Annotated in this window: 18 protein-coding genes; 6 read left to right on the top strand and 12 right to left on the bottom strand. The window is 70.3% G+C overall.

What is annotated here, in order from left to right:
* Positions 1–539: 539 nt before the first annotated feature.
* A complete protein-coding gene (locus AB0B89_RS10540; RefSeq protein ID WP_358550810.1) occupies positions 540–1,286 on the top strand; it encodes an efflux RND transporter periplasmic adaptor subunit in 747 nt (248 codons plus the stop codon).
* Positions 1,287–1,293: 7 nt separating this feature from the next.
* On the opposite strand, the gene AB0B89_RS10535 is transcribed toward AB0B89_RS10540, so the two are convergent.
* From AB0B89_RS10535 to AB0B89_RS10520, 4 genes are read right to left on the bottom strand one after another with little or no spacing between them, the layout of a single operon-like run.
* Positions 1,294–2,808, bottom strand: a complete 1,515-nt coding sequence (locus AB0B89_RS10535) for a HAMP domain-containing sensor histidine kinase (RefSeq protein ID WP_358550808.1) — start codon at positions 2,806–2,808, stop codon at positions 1,294–1,296.
* 23 nt (positions 2,809–2,831) lie between these two features.
* Positions 2,832–3,533 (bottom strand): response regulator transcription factor, encoded by a 702-nt coding sequence (locus AB0B89_RS10530; RefSeq protein WP_358550806.1) that lies wholly within the window; start codon positions 3,531–3,533, stop codon positions 2,832–2,834.
* A gap of 23 nt (positions 3,534–3,556) precedes the next feature.
* Entirely contained in the window at positions 3,557–4,741 is a 1,185-nt protein-coding gene (gene lhgO / locus AB0B89_RS10525; protein WP_358550804.1) for an L-2-hydroxyglutarate oxidase, read from the bottom strand.
* A complete protein-coding gene (locus AB0B89_RS10520; RefSeq protein WP_358550802.1) occupies positions 4,738–5,781 on the bottom strand; it encodes an NAD-dependent epimerase/dehydratase family protein in 1,044 nt (347 codons plus the stop codon). The genes lhgO and AB0B89_RS10520 overlap by 4 nt, the downstream gene beginning before the upstream one ends.
* Positions 5,782–5,869: 88 nt before the next feature.
* Here AB0B89_RS10520 and AB0B89_RS10515 point away from each other — a divergent pair, with 88 nt between their 5' ends.
* Entirely contained in the window at positions 5,870–6,262 is a 393-nt protein-coding gene (locus AB0B89_RS10515) for a hypothetical protein (RefSeq protein ID WP_358550800.1), read from the top strand.
* 155 nt (positions 6,263–6,417) lie between these two features.
* On the top strand, positions 6,418–7,260 hold the full coding sequence (locus AB0B89_RS10510; protein ID WP_358550798.1) for a hypothetical protein: 843 nt from the start codon (positions 6,418–6,420) through the stop codon (positions 7,258–7,260).
* Between the two features lie 18 nt (positions 7,261–7,278).
* Here the strand turns inward: AB0B89_RS10510 and AB0B89_RS10505 are convergent, their stop codons facing one another.
* Positions 7,279–8,421, bottom strand: coding sequence for a hypothetical protein (locus AB0B89_RS10505; RefSeq protein ID WP_358550796.1), 1,143 nt, complete (start codon positions 8,419–8,421; stop codon positions 7,279–7,281).
* A 146-nt stretch (positions 8,422–8,567) separates the two neighbouring features.
* Here AB0B89_RS10505 and AB0B89_RS10500 point away from each other — a divergent pair, with 146 nt between their 5' ends.
* Positions 8,568–9,539 (top strand): aldo/keto reductase, encoded by a 972-nt coding sequence (locus tag AB0B89_RS10500; RefSeq protein WP_358550794.1) that lies wholly within the window; start codon positions 8,568–8,570, stop codon positions 9,537–9,539.
* 119 nt (positions 9,540–9,658) lie between these two features.
* Here the strand turns inward: AB0B89_RS10500 and thpR are convergent, their stop codons facing one another.
* The 4 genes from thpR to AB0B89_RS10480 all read right to left on the bottom strand — a co-directional run bounded on the left by thpR (position 9,659) and on the right by AB0B89_RS10480 (position 13,637).
* Positions 9,659–10,222: an RNA 2',3'-cyclic phosphodiesterase gene (gene thpR / locus AB0B89_RS10495; protein ID WP_358550792.1), complete on the bottom strand. Its 564-nt coding sequence runs from the start codon at positions 10,220–10,222 to the stop codon at positions 9,659–9,661.
* Positions 10,176–11,624 (bottom strand): MFS transporter, encoded by a 1,449-nt coding sequence (locus tag AB0B89_RS10490; RefSeq protein ID WP_358550790.1) that lies wholly within the window; start codon positions 11,622–11,624, stop codon positions 10,176–10,178. The genes thpR and AB0B89_RS10490 overlap by 47 nt, the downstream gene beginning before the upstream one ends.
* Complete coding sequence (locus tag AB0B89_RS10485) at positions 11,621–12,082, bottom strand: MarR family transcriptional regulator (RefSeq protein ID WP_358550788.1); 462 nt, start codon at positions 12,080–12,082, stop codon at positions 11,621–11,623. The genes AB0B89_RS10490 and AB0B89_RS10485 overlap by 4 nt, the downstream gene beginning before the upstream one ends.
* A 280-nt stretch (positions 12,083–12,362) precedes the next feature.
* Positions 12,363–13,637, bottom strand: a complete 1,275-nt coding sequence (locus AB0B89_RS10480; RefSeq protein ID WP_358550786.1) for an MFS transporter — start codon at positions 13,635–13,637, stop codon at positions 12,363–12,365.
* A gap of 327 nt (positions 13,638–13,964) precedes the next feature.
* On the opposite strand from AB0B89_RS10480, the gene AB0B89_RS10475 reads away from it, so the two are divergent.
* Positions 13,965–14,780, top strand: a complete 816-nt coding sequence (locus AB0B89_RS10475) for a cellulose binding domain-containing protein (RefSeq protein WP_358550784.1) — start codon at positions 13,965–13,967, stop codon at positions 14,778–14,780.
* 71 nt (positions 14,781–14,851) lie between these two features.
* Here AB0B89_RS10475 and AB0B89_RS10470 read toward each other — a convergent pair whose 3' ends face one another.
* The 3 genes from AB0B89_RS10470 to AB0B89_RS10460 all read right to left on the bottom strand — a co-directional run bounded on the left by AB0B89_RS10470 (position 14,852) and on the right by AB0B89_RS10460 (position 17,221).
* Positions 14,852–15,385 carry an RloB family protein gene (locus tag AB0B89_RS10470; protein ID WP_358550782.1) on the bottom strand — a complete coding sequence of 178 codons (534 nt, stop codon included), beginning with the start codon at positions 15,383–15,385 and terminating at the stop codon, positions 14,852–14,854.
* A 329-nt stretch (positions 15,386–15,714) separates the two neighbouring features.
* A complete protein-coding gene (locus AB0B89_RS10465; protein WP_358550780.1) occupies positions 15,715–16,374 on the bottom strand; it encodes a hypothetical protein in 660 nt (219 codons plus the stop codon).
* Positions 16,375–16,600: 226 nt separating this feature from the next.
* A complete protein-coding gene (locus AB0B89_RS10460) occupies positions 16,601–17,221 on the bottom strand; it encodes a TetR/AcrR family transcriptional regulator (RefSeq protein ID WP_358550778.1) in 621 nt (206 codons plus the stop codon).
* 70 nt (positions 17,222–17,291) lie between these two features.
* Here AB0B89_RS10460 and AB0B89_RS10455 point away from each other — a divergent pair, with 70 nt between their 5' ends.
* The gene (locus AB0B89_RS10455) at positions 17,292–17,930 is read left to right on the top strand and encodes a peroxiredoxin-like family protein (RefSeq protein ID WP_358550776.1); all 639 of its coding nucleotides are present in this window, start codon (positions 17,292–17,294) and stop codon (positions 17,928–17,930) included.
* Positions 17,931–18,037: the final 107 nt, after the last annotated feature.

Here is an 18,037-nt window from a genome sequence, read left to right as displayed (position 1 = left end):
CCGGCACTGGTGGTTCCGCGAGCGCCGTGCCATCCTCGCCCGTGAGCTTCGCCGCCTCGGCAGGCCGGGCCGGGCGGGCTTCCACCTCCGGGCACAGCGCGACCCCCAAGCCCTCTCACACCCCCACCGCCTCCCCCACATCAACCCCCAAACCCACCCACACCACCTCCCGGACCTCGACCGCGAAGCCCACTCCCACCGCCTCCCGTACCCCGGCTCCGAGACCCACCCGCGCCCCCACGCCGACCGCCTCCAGCGCGCCCACCGCCTCGCCGTCGGGTGCGCACCCGAGCCACCCAGCGCCGCGGCCGTCTCGGACTCCCGTCGCCGTCGTGCCGCCACCGGGCGGGCCGAGCGACGCCCCCGGACACAGTGGCCAACCCAGCCCGAGCGGGACCCCCACCGCCAAGCCGTCCCCCAGTTGCGGGACCCCCGACGGGCACGACGACGTGACCCCGAGCGGCAAGCCCACCCAGGGGCAGCCCCAGGGCAGGTCAGGCCAGGGCGGACAGGGAGGCCGGAGCGGTCAAGGTCAAGGCATGGGCCAAGGTCGGAGCCAGGGCCAGGGCCAGGGTCAAGGGGGCCAGGGTCAAGGGGGCCAGGCGATCACCACGGTGGCCCAGGCCGAGGCGAACATCAGCAAGGCCAGGACCACGCTCCAGAACGCCAAGGACGCGCTGGCCGGAGTGAAGATCAAGGCCCCTGCCAAGGGCACGATCCTCACCATCGCGGGCACGATCGGCACGGCGGCGAACGCCGGATCGGCGTTCGTGACCCTCGGCAACCTGGACGAACTGCAGGTCAAGGCCATGTTCTCCCAGACTGACGTCGGCCGCCTCAAGATCGGCCAACCGGCCGCGGTGTCCCTGGCGACCCGGGCAGGCAAGACGTACGACGGCGAGGTCACCCACATCGACGTGATGGCCACCAACAGCGACCAGCTCGTGCAGTACGGAGTCATGATCGCCTTCGACCGCCAGCCGGCCGGCCTGATGCTGGGGCAGTCGGCGACCGTCCAGGTCACGCTCGACGAGGCCGAGGACGCCGTCTACGTGCCGGTTCAGGCCGTACGGACCAGGGCGGACGGCGTGGCGACCGTGCTCGTCCGCAACGGAGGGCAGAGCGTCGAGCGGACGGTGAAGGTGGGAGTGCGCGGCGACCAGTACGTCGAGATCCGCTCCGGCCTCTCCGAAGGAGACCAGCTCCAGCTCCCCACCAGCGCCACCTCGGACGGCTTCCCCGACGGAACCTTCCCCGGCCTCCACCCCACCCCGGCCCCCTCCTGAACGGCCGTCAGACCGTTGAGGGGAGTACGTCGGGGGCCAGGGGGAGGTTCACGCGGAAGGTGGCGCCGGTGCCGGGGGAGGTCTCCAGGGTGACGGTGCCGCCGTGGGCGGCGACGAGGCCGGCCACTATGGCGAGGCCCAGGCCGCTGCCTCCGGGGGTCGGCGGGGTGCGCGATCTTGAGGGGTCGGCGCGGTAGAAGCGTTCGAAGACGCGTTCCGCCTGGTCGGGCGCGAGCCCCGGACCCTTGTCGATGACTTCGAGGAACGCGGTGGCGCCGCCCGTACCCGCCCGGATCCTGATCGGGGTGCCCACCGGGGTGTGCGTGAGCGCGTTGCTCATCAGGTTGCCGACGATCTGGCGCAGCCGTACCTCGTCGCCGGAGACGATCGGGGCCACGTCACCGGCGACCTCCAGGGCGATGTCACGGTCGCCCGCCAGGATGCGCGCGTCCTGGACGGCGTCGGCCGCGAGGGCGAGCAGGTCGACGGGGCCCATCGTGAGCGGCCGTTGCTGGTCGAGGCGGGCGAGCAGCAGCAGGTCCTCGACCAGGACGCCCATACGGGCCGCGGCGTCCTCCACGCGCCGCATGAGCCTGGCCGGATCGCCCGCGGGGTTCTGCCGGTAGAACTCGGCGAAGCCCCGGATCGAGGTCAGCGGGGTACGCAGCTCGTGCGACGCGTCCGCGACGAACCGCCGCATGCGTTCCTCGGACGTACGGGCCGCCGCCTCGGAGACCTCACGAGCCCGGAAGGCGGTCTCGATCTGGGCGAGCATGCCGTTCAGCGAGGCCGCGAGGCTGCCCACCTCGGTTCGGGGGTCGCGGTCGGGCACGCGCCTGCCGAGGTCGCCCGCGGCGATCGCCGCCGCCGTGTGCTCCATCTCCACCAGCGGCCGGAGGCTCCTGCGCACGATCACCACGCCGAACAGGGCGAGGACCACCATGACGACGCCACCGCCGAGCAGTTCGGTCAGCGCGAGGCGCGCGGTGATCTGGTCGACCGACGACAGGTCGATCGCGATGACGACGCTTCCCACCCCCACCACGGAGACCACGCGGACGCGCCACTCTCCCCCGCCCGTCGCCGCGCGCACCGTCTCCGGCTCCCAGGCGGGCGCCGCGCCCAGGCCGGGCAGCACGGGCCCCGGCCGGTTCTCGGTCTCCAGCCCGGCCAGCGTGGCGACCACCTTCCCGTCGCGGTCGCGGAGCTGGATGAGCCCGTCCGGGGGCACCCGGTTGCCGAGGCCAGGACCGCGTTGCAGGCGCCGGGCGACGTCCTGGGCGAAGGTAGCGAGCTGCTGGTCCACCCGGTCGACGAGGTACCCGCGGAGCACGGACACGCTGCTCACGCCGATGCCCGCGAGCGCGATCGCGACCAGCGCGAGCATCGTGGCGATCAGCTTGATGCGGAGCGGGGTCCGCGCGAACACCGAAGACAAGGCCGGAGTCCGCGCGAACACCGACGACAGGGCCGGAGTCCGCGCGGACACCGGCGACAGGGCCGAGCGCGGGGTCCTGTTCACGGGCGGCACCGGCGCGGCCCCGTTCACGTGGGAGGGGTGCGGAGCACGTAGCCGACGCCCCGCAGGGTGTGGATCAGCCGGGGGCTCGAATTGTCGATCTTCCTGCGCAGGACCGACACGTACGACTCGACGATGCCCGCGTCGCCCCTGAAGTCGTAGTCCCACACGTGGTCGAGGATCTGCGCCTTGGACAGCACCCGTCCGGCGTTCGCCATGAAGTAGCGGAGCAGCTTGAACTCGGTGGGCGACAGCGGGATGACCGTGCCGCGCCGCCACACCTCGTGGCTCTCCTCGTCCAGTTCGATGTCGGCGAAGGTCATGCGGGGCGGCGGCGCCATGGGGTCGCCGGCCGTACGGCGGAGCACGGCCCGGATGCGCGCGATCACCTCTTCGAGGCTGAAGGGCTTGGTCACGTAGTCGTCGCCGCCGAGCGTGAGACCCCTGATCTTGTCCTCGGTGGCGTCCCTCGCCGTGAGGAACACCACCGGCGTGTGGGCGCCGCCGCCGCGCAGGCGCCGTACGACGTCGAAGCCGTCCATGTCGGGCAGCATGACGTCCAGGACGATCAGGTCCGGACGGCGGCGCTGGGCGGCCTCGACCGCTTGGGCCCCGCTTCCGGCGGGGGTCACCTCGAACCCGGCGAACCGCAGGCTGGCGGCCAGCAGTTCCAGGATGTTCGGATCGTCCTCGACGACCAGCAGTCGGGCTTCAGGCGAATCGGTCACGCCCCTATAGTGGCCTGATTTCCTTAAGCTGGGATGAAAGAAAGGATGTGCCGGGCGATCGCGAGGCTCGATGTGGCGGCAGGTGAGGGGGCATTACGCACCAGGATCACCCTGCCGTGAACGTCCACCACGAAGTCGTCGATCATGCTCCCGTCCCGGGCGACGGCCTGGGCCCGCACTCCTCCGGGGGTGCGCACGAGGTCCTGCGCGGTCAGGATGGGCACGTAGCGGCGGGCGGCCCTGAGGAACGACTTCTTGACGAGCGAGCCGTAGACCTCGCCGACGCCGGTCCTCCAGTGCGCGGCGGCCATGCGGCGGGTGCCGGGCCAGGTCAGGATCTCGCGCAGGTCGCGCGGCGACACCTTGCCCCAGGAGTACCCCTCGCGGGCCAGCGCCAGCACGGCGTTGGGCCCGACCAGCACCTCGCCGTCGATGCGCCGGGTCAGGTGTACGCCGAGGAAGGGGTAGCGCGGGTCGGGCACCGGATAGACGAGCCCGCGGACGAGGTCCTTGGCGGACCCGGCCAGCTTGTAGTACTCACCCCGGAAGGGGACGATGCGCACGTCTCCCGCGTGCCCGCTCATCGCGGCGACGGCGTCCGACTGCAACCCGGCGCAGGAGACCAGCCGGTCGAAGGCCAACCGCGCCTTCCCCGCCAGCACCTCGACCCCGCTCGCGGTCTCGCGCAGCGCGCGGACCGGATGCCCCAACCGTACGGACCCGCCGAGCCCGGCGACGTCGAGGGCGAGGCGGCGGGCGACGGCGGGGAAGTCGACGATCGCCGTGTGCGGGGAGTGGACCGCGCCCACCCCGACGGCGTGCGGCTCGATCTCACGAAGCCCGAGGGCGTCCAGCTCGGCGATGCCGGGCACGCCGTTCTCCCTGGCCCGGGCGGCGATGCGCTTCAGGCCGGCGCGCTCGCCCGCCGTCGAGGCGATGACCAGCTTGCCGACCTCTTCGTACGGGATGTGGTGCTCGGCGCAGTATTCGCGCAGGAGCGCGACGCCGTCCCGGCAGAGCCGGGCCTTGAGCGAGCCGGGAGTGTAGTAGATGCCCGCGTGGACGACCCCGCTGTTGTGGCCGGTCTGGTGGGCGGCGACGTGGTCCTCCTTGTCGAGCACGGTCACCGTGGCGCCGCGTGCCGCCAGCTCCCTGGCCACCGCCAGCCCCAGGATGCCCGCCCCGACGACCCCGATTCGCTCACTCACAGGGTGATATCTTCCTCGCTTTCCGCTGGTCGCGCCAGACGGCCTGCTCGGCGGGGGGCGAGGTGCCCCGCCTCGGTGAGCCAGCGCAGCGTGTCGGCCACGCTCTCCTGGACCGGCCGCAGCCGTACGTCCAGGGTCTCCAGGGTCGCGGTGTCGTCGACGGGGACCATCGACACCATGATGTCGGCGGCGTCCCGGGTCAGGGGGTAGTCGATGCCCTTCAGCTTCTTGATCCCATCCAGCATGCTGCCCGCGGCCCTGAGCAGCGGCGCGGGGGCGGGGAAGCGGCGGCACCGCCCGCCCGTGACCTCGTCGCACACGTCGGCGAGCTCCGCCCAGCGCAGGAAGTGGCCGCCGAGCAGGAACCGGCGCGGCCCCCTGCCGGGCTCGGCGCAGCGGGTGAGCACGGTGGCCAGGTCGCGTACGTCGATCAGGGCGACCCCGCCGGAGGTGATCGGCCATCCCTGGGCGAGGCCGCCGCGCAGCCCCTCGACCATCGAGTCCAGCGTCGGCTGGTGCGGGCCGATGACGCCCGACGGGTACACGACCGTGACCGGGTGGCCCTCGTCCTGGAGTGCCCTCGCGTACCGCTCCCCGTCGACCTTCGTCCTGCCGTAGGCCGTCCGGGGGGACGACAGCGGGCTGTCGAGCGTGATGAGGGGGCCGCTCGGCGGGACGAAGACCGCGGTCGTGGAGATGTGGATCACCGGGTCGAGGCAGAGTTCGACGGCCTGGCCGAGGACGTTCCGAAGGCCGGTGACGTTGGTGCCGACCACGTCTCCGCCGTGTCCCGTGACCCCGACCTCGGCGGCGGTGTGCAGCACGGCCTCCCCGTGCCGCAGCCCCTCTCGTACGGCCCGCGCGTCCCGGATGTCGGCCACGTGGGTTTCCGGCGGATCGGTGATGCCAAGACTCGACAGGACTTTCACCGCTTTTTTGGGGTCGCGAACGAGCAGGACGGGTTCATGTCCGGCGGCCCGTAAAGCGGCCACCGCGTGGCAGCCGACGAATCCGGAGGCCCCGGTGACCACAACGCGCATGAACGCAAGCTAGCGCTTGGCAGCCAGCAAGGAAAGGGGCATAACCGATCACATAGACATCGAACAGACATTCGATACACTCCCTGACGTGTACGTTCCGCCTGGGTGGCCATCGGAGGTCCTCCCGCCGGGGAGCCCCGACTGGGAGGCCTCGGCGGTGGCCTGGCTGCTCGACGCCGTGCCGCCCGACTACCGCGCGTACGGCGTGCTCCGGCGCCACCCCCTCGCGCTGGCGCGCATGGCCCGCCACCACGTGAACGCCATGGTCGAGGCGGCGCGCACCGGCTACCGGGGCGCGGCGGTCGACCTCAAGGGACACCTGCCGCCCCACGCCGTCGAGGCCGTACTGGAGGCCTACCGCCGCGAGGGCCCTCGGCTGGTACGGCTGGCCGCGTCCATCGAACTGGTCGAGCAGGCCCTCCGCGGCGAGCCCTTCGTCGCCCGAATGGACACCTCAGGGCAAAGAAGACCGCCCCGGTAAAACCCTGGGGCGGGGCGGGCCAAGAGTCTCCGGCCTCCCGCGGTTCCGCGTTTCACCAGGGCATACCTCGACACGGCGCGCTCGGCATGATCAGTTCAGGCGCGCCCTCCTCGCCCCGGCCCCGCCGGGGCGGTCATCCGATCGAGGGGAAGTCCATGAACCAACCCCATGCTCTGGTATCCCTGCCACGGCGTGTCCTCCTTCTTGGCGTCACCGCCTCCCTCCTCACCGTCCCCGCCGCCGGCCTCGGGGCCTCCCCGGCCTCGGCCCAGCGGTCTCCGCACGGTACGGCCGCACCGGCGTCGCCTCCCATCGCGTGCCTGCCGGGCAACGGCGGCTTCGAGGAGCCCGCCGGCGTCGACGGCGCGGGCACGCTCAAAAAGGACGTGCCGAGCTGGCACACCGACTCGGCCGACGGCCTCATCAAGATCTGGGGACGTGGCAACGCGAGCGCGACCGGGGCCGAGATCCCCGCCGACTCCGGAACCCAGTTCGCCGAGCTGAACGGGACGCAGGCGTCGACCCTCCACCAGGACGTCGCGACCAGGCCCAGGACGCTCCTGGTGTGGCGGCTGGCCCACCGCGCGCGGAGCGCGAGCCCCGAGCAGAAGGACGTCATCCACGTCAGGATCGGTGCACCGGGCTCCACAGGAGTCCAGGTGCCGCTGGGTCAGACCACCGGCGACATCGCGGACGGCGGCATGGCCTGGGGCCACTACATGGGCATCTACCGGGTCCCGAAGCGCCAGAAGGTCACCCGGATCTCCATCGAGTCGGTCTCGGCCGCCTCTGGTTCGCCGATCGCCGGCAACTTCCTCGACTCCGTGGAGGTCGGCTGCACCGGCGCCTGCCCCAAGGCGAAGTTCAGGCACCGGTCGTGTGACTCCCTGGGCCTCCCGCTGTCCCCTCAGCCCCATATCCCACCGGCGCCGCCGTCCCACGCCGGCGCCGTGACGGAGCCGATCGTCCTCCCCTTGGCGCAGCCGGCGACCCGCTGACGGGCTCAGTCGACGGGCTCAGCTGACGCGGCGGGCGATGGCGGCGATGATGCCGGTGGCGCCGAGGGCGACGCCGAGCCACAGGGCGATGACCCCGGCCGGCACCCCTGAGGAGTCGCCATCGCCCGCGTCGGCGTTCGAGGCCGAGGCGTCGGGCACCCCGGCGACCCTGGTCGGCCCGGTGCCCGTACGTGACGGAGCGCTGGGCGCCGTCTTCGCGACGGCCGAGGCCGGGAGCGGCACCTCGTACACCGGGCTGTTGACCCCTTCGGACCCGGTCAGCAGGGATTTGCCGTCCCGGGTGTAGGTGATCGACTCGGCCTGCTGGAGCGACGGCATGGAGACCCGGCTGATCAGCTCGCCGGGGGCCTGGTAGAGCGACGCCGAGAAGTAGGTGCGGATCACGAAGCTCGACCCGTCGGGCGCGTACGCGGCGTCCGTGGCCATGATGGGGGCGGGGCCGACCCGGCGCAGGATGTTCACCTTGTCGGTGCGCAGCTTGGCCGGAGCCGCGTAGATCGACCCGGAGAACTGCTTGCTCACGACATAGAGCCGCCCGGTGACCGGGTTGACCATGATGCCCTCGGCGTTGCGCCCGCCGTCCTCGTACCGGAAGCGGTAGCGGGTCGCCCGGAGCGTCGCGTCGCGCATCGTCTTCGGCTCGGTCACCTTGTAGATCGAGTAGTCGGGCCAGGCGCCGTTGAGGTTGTCCCCGATGTCGGCGAACCACAGGACGCTCTCGCCGGTCGACGGGTCGACGGAGGCGGCCATGGCCTCCCAGTCGCGCGCCGCGGCCCCGGCCAGCGTGAACACCGCCAGAGTGCGCCCATCGGGCCCGACCGCGTAGAACTGCGGGCCGGCGCCGCTGTCGTTGTGGGTGTAGATGACGTTCTTGTGCGTGGGCGAGACGGCGAGGCCGCTCGACTCCGAGATCCGAGGGTCCTTGAAACGGAAGAGCAGCCGCTCCTTGCCGCTGCCCGACTCCTCGCCGCTGTCCGGCTCCTTGCCCCCGCCCGGCTCACCGCCCTCCGCGCGCGGCCCGGACTGGGTGTGCGCCACGCCTCCTGCCGATGTGACGGCGGACGCCGAGACGGGACCGGCCACCACCAACCCGACCGCCGTAAGGACCCCCGCCGCGATGCCCACCCGTCTGCTCCCCATCCGCTCATCATGCCCCGCCCCCGGGGGAACCGCGCCGGAGCCTCACCGAGCCTGGGCGGACTTGGCGCAGGTCTGGCCGGGCCGCCGCGGCCGGTGAGGCTTTCCGGGCTGGCCTGGAGTGCGCTCCAGGTGCTTAGGGTGCAGTTATGGAATACGCACACCTTGGACGCACCGGTCTCTCCGTGAGCCGCCTCTGCCTGGGCACCATGAACTTCGGCCCCGAGACCCCCGAACAGGACTCGTTCGCCATCATGGACAGGGCTCACGAGCTGGGGATCAACTTCTTCGACACGGCGAACGTGTACGGCTGGAAGAAGGGCGAGGGGATAACCGAGCACATCGTCGGGCGGTGGTTCGCCCAGGGGGGCGGCCGTCGCGAGAAGACGGTGATCGCCACCAAGCTCTACGGCTCCATGGGCGACTGGCCGAACGAGACGCACCTTTCGGCCTTGAACATCCGCAGGGCCTGTGACGCCTCGCTCAAGCGGATGCGGACCGACTACATCGACCTCTACCAGATGCACCACGTCGACCGGAACACCCCGTTCGACGAGATCTGGGAGGCGATGGAGGTCCTCCGCCAGCAGGGGAAGATCATCTACGCCGGGTCGTCCAACTTCGCCGGATGGCACATCGTCAAGGCGCAGGAGGAGGCCAAGCGGCGCAACTTCCTCGGCCTGGTGTCCGAGCAGTCGCACTACAACCTGCTCACCCGCACCGTGGAGCTGGAAGTCCTCCCGGCCTGCGACGACTACGGGCTCGGTGTCATCCCCTGGAGCCCGCTCGCGGGCGGCCTGCTCGGCGGCGTGCTCCGCAAGATCGACAAGGGGCGCTCCGCCTCGGAGAACATGCTCGCCGAGCTGGAGAAGCACCGGGACAAGGTCGAGCAGTACGAGGCCTTCTGCGACGAGCTCGGCGAGGACCCGGCCAACGTCGCGCTGGCCTGGCTGCTGGAGCAGACGGCCGTGACCGGCCCGATCATCGGCCCCCGGACCATCGAGCAGCTCGAAGGCAGCCTCCGCGCGCTGGAGATCAAGCTCGACGAGAAGGCACTCACCCGCCTGGACGAGATCTTCCCCGGCCCCGGCGGCCCCGCTCCCGAGGCGTACGCCTGGTAGGACCGCTACGAGAGCCCGGCCGCGGCTACGAGAGCAACGCGCCGATCACCACGATGATCACCAACAGGGCGAGCACCGTGGGCAGCAGCCAGCGACGGGGACGGTCCACGCACTGGAGCCTAGTCGCGTCCGGCCAGTGACCATGACCCGAGTGTCTCGTAACGCACGGACGGCCCGAGGTGGCTCCACATCAGATGCACGGAGTCCACGCGCCAGGGCGTACCGCTGAAGGAGCCCAGCGACTCGACCAGCCCGCGCGCGTCGGCGCCCGTACGGGCGCGGGAGCGGGCGAGGGTCAGATGGGGATGGAACGGCTTCCTGTCGGTGTGGACGGCCCCTGCCCGCCGCGCGCCCGCAGCCAGCGAGGCGGCCAGCCGGGGCAGGGCCGTACCTCCGCCGGACAGGCCGAGCCAGACGACCCGGGCGCGGGCCGCTGAGGAGAACGCGCCCGCTCCCCCGAAGGCCAGCGTCATCGGGGGGTAGCGGCCCGCTGCCCGCGCCAGCCGTACCTCAAGGCGGGGCAGCACCTCCTCGGCGACCTCGCCGAGGAACGTCATCGTGACGTGCCACGTCTCCGGCGCCACCCACCGCAGCTCCGGCCACGCCTCGCCGTGGGAGGCGACGACCCGCGCGACCTCAGCGAGTGCCTCCGGGGGAGGCGACAACGCCACGAACAACCGCACCGCGTGTCCTTCCCGCTGCGAACCTGGTGAGCAGGATCGCGAGGCCGACGCCCACCAGGCACATCACTCCGCAGATCACCACTCCGAGGCGGGGCCCGGCGAGCTCGCCGACCCAGCCGATCAGCGGCGCGCCGATGGGAGCTCCACCGGTGAACACCAGGACATAGATTCCCATGACACGGCCCCGCATCTCAGGCGACGCCGCCAGCTGTACGGCGGAGTTCGCGGCGGTGTTCGTCGTGATCATCGCCATGCCCGCAGGGACCAGCAGGATCAGGAAGGCCGGGTACGCGGGCGCGAACCCGGCGGCGATCTGCGCGATGCCGAAGCAGACGCCCCCGCCGACCAGCAGCCGGCGGGTCGGACGTGCGCGCTTGGCGGCGAGCAGCGCCCCGCCCAGCGCACCGACCGCGAACACGCTGGACGCCACGCCGAACGACGACGCGTCCTGCCCGAACACCTGCTTGGCCATCAGCGCGATGCTCATCGAGAAGCTGGTCGCGAACATCGCCGCGAACGCCACGAGCAGGATCGGCATCAGCAGTTCTGGACGCTGCCACACGTACCGCAGGCCCTCGCGCAGCTGCCCCTTGGCGCGGGCGACGGGCTCCGGAGTGCGCAGCTCCGACGAGCGCATCAGGAACAGACCGGTGATCACCGCCGCGAACGACGCCGCGTTCAGCAGGAAGATCGGACCGGTGCCGCCCAGAGCGTAGATCAGCAGACCGGCGACGGCAGGGCCGACCACGCGCGCGAGGTTGAAGGTGGAGCTGTTCAGGGCGATCGCGTTGGACAGGTCCGAACGGCCGACCATCTCCACGACGAACGACTGCCGCGTGGGCACCTCGACACACGAGACCAGCCCGAGGCTGAACGCCATCACGTAGACGTGCCAGGTCTGGGCGTGCCCGGTGACGGTCAGCAGGCCCATCGTGAGAGCGAGCAGGCCCAGGAGGGACTGGGCGCCCATCAGCAGCGGCCTCTTCGGGTACCGGTCGGCGAGCATGCCGCCCCAGAGGCCGAAGAGGACCACCGGCAGGAACTGCAGGGCGGTCGTGATGCCGAGGGCGGCCGAACTGCCGTGGGTCAGCTCCAGGACCAGCCAGTCCTGAGCGGTGCGCTGCATCCAGGTGCCGACGTTCGACACGACGCTGCCGGAGACGAACAAGCGATAGTTGTAGTTGCGCAGCGAGCGGAACATCCCTCCGCTCGACCGGGCGGCGGACCCCCGGCCCTCCCCGGCCTGGGCCCCTCTGATCTCCTCGACGCCCCTGGTCTCCTCGGCCTGGACCTCACGGAGCTCGGCGTCCTCGACCTCCCGGGCTTCCCGATCCCGTACGGCTCGCGCCACGGGTTCGGGAGGATCTCCGGCGTCCTCGTCCACAGGCTGTGGACGAGTCACATCTGGGAAAGCTTTTCCAGGATCGGCGCCGCGGCCCGCAGCGTCGTCCGCTCCTCGGGAGTCAGTTCCTTCAGCCGCTGGGCGAGCCACGCCTCCTTGCCCCGGCGTTCCTCCTTCAGCAGCCCTCGTCCGGGCTCCGTCACGCTGACGGTCACCTGGCGCCGGTCGGTCGGGTGCGGGGTACGGGCGAGCAGCCCCCGCTCCTCCAGCGCGGCGATCACCCGGGTCATCGAGGGGGGTTGCATCTTTTCGAGCTCGGCCAATTCGCCAGGGGTTATCCCTGAATGCCGTTCGACGGCTGCGAGCGTCGCGAGCTGGGTGGGGGTCAGTGTGTGGGCTCCGGCCTGCCGCCGCAGCCGTCTGGTCAGCCGCGCCAGGGAGACGCGCAGCGCGGACGCCAGCCCGGCGTCGCTGCGTAGGTCCGACAGGCGCCCCGTCTTTGGAGTGTTCGTTAGCATGAGTCATTACCTTTGCTAACTATATACGACATGTCATGATTCCAGGTGGCTCGGTGTTTTTCCTCAGCGCAGTACCCCGCATGCCCGTACCGTGACCTTCTCTGTCATTGCCGAACGTGCGTGGCCCCTGAGACGTTCGCGCAGACTACATAAGATCAGCATTCGGGCACCGTCAGAACGCCGAGGGCGCCGAGGGCGCCGCGCGAAGCTCCCGTACGGGGCCTTCGTACGGCTCCCGTACGGTGCTCCCGTACGGCTTCCGTGGAAGGTCAGGCCCGGGTCACTGGGGGCTCGACGCGGCGGGCATCGAGGGCTCGCCGGTCGCGCCGGCGATGCCCGGCGAGCGCATGGTGCGCACCTCGCGCGACATCAGGGCCAGCGCCGACACCGCCACCATCAGCACCGCCGCGCCGTACTGCGTGGCCGAGAGCCCGATCTTCGCGGCGATCGGCCCGGCGACCAGGGCGCCGAGCGGCATCGCCATGACGGAGCCGAGCGCGTCGTAGGCCGAGACGCGGGCCAGCTTGTCAGGCGGCACGTTGCGCGCCAGCGCCACGCTCCACTGGACCATCATGATCTCCATGGTGACCCCCAGGAACACCGCGGCCAGGCAGAGCGCGGGGAGGGGCCAGTGCATGGCGAGCGACAGCGGCGAGATCGACATCGCGGCGCCGATGCAGACCACGAACAGCATGGGCCTGCGCGGGGTGAAGCGCAGCGAGAGCACGCCGCCGACGATCAGGCCGAGGGCCTCGGCCGCGGCGATCGCCCCCCAGGCGGCCGGGCCGCCGAGATGGGCCTTGGCGACCGCGGGGCCGAGCACCTGGAAGCCGCCGTACCAAGCCATCATGATCACGCAGAACTGGGCCACGATCGCCCACAGCCACGTGTGGGAGACGAACTCCGACCAGCCATCGCGAAGTTCCCCGAGCATGCCTGCTTCACGCACCCGTTCGTGACCGGTTACGCGGATGGCGAGCAGCATGGGGATCGTGCTCAGCAGGCCGACGCCGCAGACGGTCAGCGCCCAACCGGGGCCGACCGCCGCGACCACCAGACCCGCGACGGCGGCTCCGCCCATCTGGGCGCCGTTCATCGCGAGCCTGCTGAGGGCGTTGGCCTGCTGGAGCAGCGGGTCCGGCACGATCTTCGGGAGCAGAGCCTGCGAGGCGGGCCAGAAGACCGCCATGCCCACACCGGTCAGCGTCTCCAGCACGATCATCTGCCACAGGACGGCCTGTCCGGTGAGCACGAGGATCCCGAGGGTCCCCTCCCCCACCGCGATCATGATGTTGGCCGCGACGATGACCCGCTGCGGAGGGATGCGGTCGGCGATGACCCCGCTGATCAGCGTGAACACGAGCGACGGGGCGATCTGCGCCGCCAGCACGTACGACAGGTCGGCGGTGGAGCCGCTGATGTCGAGCACCGCGAACGACACGCCGACCAGCGAGAACGCGAAGGCCGCCGGCGCGAGCAGGCGATCGGCGAGCAACAACCGGAAGTCGCGGATGGCGAGCACCGGGAAGCGGCGGGCGAGGGCACGCCACAGCATGACTATCTTCCGATCGAGCGCGGGGCAGAGGACTTCGACGGTAGTGAGGTGGCCCCCGAGCTGGCAATTCCTTTTCCTCCGACCCTGCTCTCAGCCGGACGGCCCGGAGGGCAGGCCGCGTCGGCGGCTGCTGGAAGACGTCCGCCAGGTCCCGCACGCCGAAGAGAACATGTCCGGGTGCCACTTCCCCGGGATCTGATACTCGATGAACCGTTCACCGCCGCCCAGGGCTTCTGGTGACGTCCCCGTCTCAGGCTTTACGCGCTCCCCAGGCTGGTTCACGATCACTCCAGGATTCACGCGCCGACGCCGACCGATGGGGGACCCATGAAACTCGGCACTCCGTCCTTACAGACGATCCTCATCGCGGCTTTCCTCACCGCCGCCCTGTCTCCCGTCCCCGCCGCACAGGCCGCCGCCCCCGCGGCGCAGGTCGCCATGCTCGCGCCGCAGGCCGCTCACGCCGCCGCGCCCGCCACCGATGACATCGTCCCCCCGTCGAGGCCGACCGGCCTGCGCGACAACTGCGTCTCCGACTACCCCGGCGTCGTGTTCTGCTGGCAACCGTCGACCGACAACGTCGCGGTCACGGCGTACGACGTCTACCGTGAGACCTCGACCGGCTACGTGAAGGTCGGCACGGCCGCCGCCTCCGCCTACCCGATCTTCTCCGAGCCCGGCCTGGTCCCCGGGCAGCGTTACACCTACGTGGTGGTGGCCAGGGACGCCGCGGGCAATATCAGCCAGCCCTCGGAGCCCGTCTCCGCCCTTGCGCGCGAGGGCCTTCCCGTCCCGACGCGGACACCCACCCCCCAACCGGGCCTGTCGTGCGCCGCGACCTACCTCGCCACGTCCTGGAACACCGGCCTGACCGCCGGGATCACGGTGAAGAACACGGGCACGACGGCGATCGACGGCTGGACGCTGACGGTCGACTACCCGACGTCCGACGTGCGCCTGAGCGGCGGCTGGTCGGCCGGCTGGACCCAGGCGGGCTCACGCCTCAGCGGCGTGAACGAATCCTGGAACAAGGTGATCGGCACCGGCGCCACGACACAGGTCGGCTTCAACGCCTGGCACAGCGGCTACGCCCCCGCGCCCACCAAGATCGCCCTCAACGGCACCACCTGCACCGTCCTCTGACCCCGTAGCCACCCACCGCTAGACCGGCCCTCGGGAGCGGGACGAACCACATCGACAACTTGCCGACCTGATCACGCCGGTGAGCCGGGGGAGATCTGACCGATGACTCGCCACATGCCACTGGAAGGATTGGCGTAAGGCTTCTCTCGCATCTCGTCGATCTCCTTCGCCCGCTCGCAGGCCAGGTCGATCTTGTCCTCCAGCCTGGCGAAGTCGAGTCGCGCCTTGTCGTAGTCCTGGAGATGGCCGCACAGCAGCGCACGGACCTGCTTGTACGAGCTCAAGTGACCACGCCGATTGACGAAATGGAGCAGTAACCAGAACTCGAAGCATGGATTGGAGACAGCGACGTTGACATCCGACGTCGCGGCCTCGCGTACCGCTTCGGTTATGTCGAACTCGTCTACGTCGAAAACCGCCCGCACCTCGTCGAAATCATTCTTGTTCGACTTGCTGAACGCCGCGGCGTAGCGAACGACATCGAGAGGCGACTTGTCCCTGGTCTTGATTTTGACCGCCACAGCGGGGTTTCGATAAAGACGTTTGACACCTTCGAGGTATTGCTTCTCCGTTTCCGCGGCCCCGCAGACGATCAGTACGCGCATGGACATGCGCCTGGCCTGCTTCGCGGTCCGCCGCGGTTCGCTGTTTTCCCGCGAGAACCTAGGCATCGCCGTCGGAACCCTCATTCAAGGCACGCGTGAAGGCTTCTTCGGTGACGAAGGGCACGGCCCCCAGCGCTCCACCCAGGTATCTCTTCTCCCAGTTGAGCCCTTCGCGAGGCTGGAAATCGGTCAGCGGATAGATGGTGGATTCTCCTGTCAGGTTGTCCTTCTCCGCGAACCAGATCTCGTCTCTGCGAAGCGTTTCCTCGCCCTGAATTCTGGACAGATTATGGCCTTCAGGGGAGCTGTGCCACCTACCTCGCGGAGATCTAGTCGCCCGCCGCGCCTTCCTGCGGCGTGGCCGGGACCGCCTGCTCAGGGAGCCGGGACGGGCGGGGGACGTACACCCAGGCCGGTTGGTCGAACTTCTTCGCCTTCGCCCGGACCTTCGTGAAGCGGGAGTCATCCAGGCTCGTTCGCCCGCCCTCCACGTACCTGCTGAACGCCTCCGACGAGATGATCGCCGCGAGGAAGGTGACGTCGGGGTCACTGTCGCAGAGCGCGTCGCGCAGCGGGTCGCAGTTGAGCAGCCGGTGGACGTCGTTCACCGCCCTGGCGATGCCCGTCGTGCCCGAGCCGTCGTCCTCCACCGACCCCACATGCAGAGCCGCCCGCAGCCGCAACCGGGGACCACGATCCTCATCGTGGACCCTCTGGTCGGTACGCGCCAGCTCGTCCTGCAGGTTGTCGAGGAAAGGGTGGACCAGCAGGGGAAGCGTCTCCACCGGGAGCAGCGCGACCAACTCGTCACCCGGCCTCTGCAGGAGTGACACCGACTCCCACGGCTCCTTCAGCGAGCTGCGCTCACAGGCACTCGTCAGGGCCGCGTGGATCTCGTGGTGGAGGAACGGAAGCAGGGCGTCGGGCTGTTCTCCGAAACCCGACGCGTCCACCGTGAGAAGCGCGCGGTATGGGCTCATTTCAGACATTTAGGACTCTCCTGTCATCTCAGGGAGTGAGCAACGCTGTGCGATACCGAATCGCGGGGTCACCCTGGCGAAGCACAATCGCACCCGGCTCGTACGTCCGGGGGGCACCCGCCGAGACCAGCCCCCACCACGCCTCCGGGGCGACCGCGGCGAGACCAGCCCCCGCATTCATCTTCTGCGTGCGCGCGATCCCCGGCAACACGATCTCCCGACCGCAGGCAACCCGTCAATCAAGGGGTGCGCGAAGGCCGCGCATCATGACGTCCAGACCGTGGCGGAACTCCTCGCCGGCCGAGACGCCGCGCGCCTGACGAGCGGTCTCGGCGAGCAGTGGATACTCCTCACCAGGAAGGCCGGCCATCATCGCCGTGCCCACGCCGGACAGCGGCCCCAGGTGCTCCATCTGGATCGAACCTATGAGGTAACTCAGCAGGCTGCGCAGCGCGACAACCCGCTGCTCTCCGGTGAAGCCGGCACCGGTCAGGATGGCAAGGACGGCCTCCGACCAGCGCAGCACACTCGGGGACGCATGGCGGTGGGTCAGCGTCAACGGCACCACCTCCGGATGAGCGCCGACGGCGTCGCGGACCCGTTCGACCAGCGTCGCGACCTGCCCTTGCCACGCGACGCCTTCAGGCGGAGCGGCGTCGACACCTGACAGGACCAGATCGACGACCAGCCCTTCAAGCTGCTCGCGGTCGGTGACGTACCGGTAGAGGGACATCGTCGCCATGCCCAGCTCGACCGCGACCGCGCGCATCGAAAGCGCCGCCAGTCCGTCGCGGTCGATGACGGCCAGTGCGGCGGCGGCGATACCTGTTGTCGTGAGCGACCGTGGACGGGGCACGGCTTGACAGCGTACAACATACGCTCATAGCGTCGTAAGCGTACGACGCACGCCTACGAGGATGGCTCCTATGCCTGAACGCAGACAATCGAAGCGCGTCACCCCCGGCGCGGTGATCGCCGGACGCGAGCTTGAGACGATCTCGGGGACTCGCGTTCCCATCCCGGACACCGACCGACTCGTCCACCTGCAGTTCCGGCGCTTCGCGGGCTGCCCGGTGTGCAACCTGCACCTGCGATCGGTGGTGGCCCGGCATGACGAGATCGTCGCGGCCGGGATTCGCGAGGTCGTCGTCTTCCACTCACCCCCGGATGAGCTGCGCGTCCATACGGCCGACCTTCCGTTCGCCGTCATCGCCGATCCCGGCAAGCGTCTCTACGTCGAATTCGGCGTTGAGTCCGCCCCCCGCGCGCTGCTCGACCCCCGCGTCTGGGGCCCGATCCTGTGGAGCATTCTCCGGGACCTCGGCCCTGTCCTGCGCGGGCGGCGCCCCAGCCCGTCGCTCAAGCCCCACGGCGGCAGACTGGGCCTCCCGGCCGACTTCCTGATCGCCGCCGACGGCCGCGTACTCGCCGCCAAATACGGCGCCCACGCCTACGACCAATGGCCCGTAGACGAACTCCTCACCCTAGCCCGCCGCGAAACCGGAAACCCAACTCCGACCGGTCCAGCGGTAGCGGAGAAGCAGAACACCACGCTCGGCCAATAGACCGACAGAGAACCGCCGTCTCCTGCGGAGAACTGGGTAACAGCGGATCACTCAGAGCGAGACACCCTCCCTGGGCACCTTGTTCGGCTTTCCACCGAGAGCTGCCT

Source organism: Sphaerisporangium sp. NPDC049002, assembly GCF_040649355.1.
Classification (GTDB): domain Bacteria; phylum Actinomycetota; class Actinomycetes; order Streptosporangiales; family Streptosporangiaceae; genus Sphaerisporangium.
Note: the sequence above shows the minus strand (reverse complement) of the source record. Positions and strands in the feature narration are given on the sequence as shown.

What these genes read in the sequence shown, in the direction of transcription:
- AB0B89_RS10465 (WP_358550780.1), bottom strand. Translation starts at nt 16,374, where the DNA reads ATGTCTGAAATGAGCCCATACCGCGCGCTTCTCACGGTGGACGCGTCG.
- AB0B89_RS10470 (WP_358550782.1), bottom strand. Translation starts at nt 15,385, where the DNA reads ATGCGCGTACTGATCGTCTGCGGGGCCGCGGAAACGGAGAAGCAATAC.
- AB0B89_RS10520 (WP_358550802.1), bottom strand. Translation starts at nt 5,781, where the DNA reads ATGCGCGTTGTGGTCACCGGGGCCTCCGGATTCGTCGGCTGCCACGCG.
- AB0B89_RS10510 (WP_358550798.1), top strand. Translation starts at nt 6,418, where the DNA reads ATGAACCAACCCCATGCTCTGGTATCCCTGCCACGGCGTGTCCTCCTT.
- AB0B89_RS10500 (WP_358550794.1), top strand. Translation starts at nt 8,568, where the DNA reads ATGGAATACGCACACCTTGGACGCACCGGTCTCTCCGTGAGCCGCCTC.
- AB0B89_RS10455 (WP_358550776.1), top strand. Translation starts at nt 17,292, where the DNA reads ATGCCTGAACGCAGACAATCGAAGCGCGTCACCCCCGGCGCGGTGATC.
- AB0B89_RS10540 (WP_358550810.1), top strand. Translation starts at nt 540, where the DNA reads ATGGGCCAAGGTCGGAGCCAGGGCCAGGGCCAGGGTCAAGGGGGCCAG.
- AB0B89_RS10480 (WP_358550786.1), bottom strand. Translation starts at nt 13,637, where the DNA reads ATGCTGTGGCGTGCCCTCGCCCGCCGCTTCCCGGTGCTCGCCATCCGC.
- AB0B89_RS10485 (WP_358550788.1), bottom strand. Translation starts at nt 12,082, where the DNA reads ATGCTAACGAACACTCCAAAGACGGGGCGCCTGTCGGACCTACGCAGC.
- AB0B89_RS10505 (WP_358550796.1), bottom strand. Translation starts at nt 8,421, where the DNA reads ATGGGGAGCAGACGGGTGGGCATCGCGGCGGGGGTCCTTACGGCGGTC.
- AB0B89_RS10475 (WP_358550784.1), top strand. Translation starts at nt 13,965, where the DNA reads ATGAAACTCGGCACTCCGTCCTTACAGACGATCCTCATCGCGGCTTTC.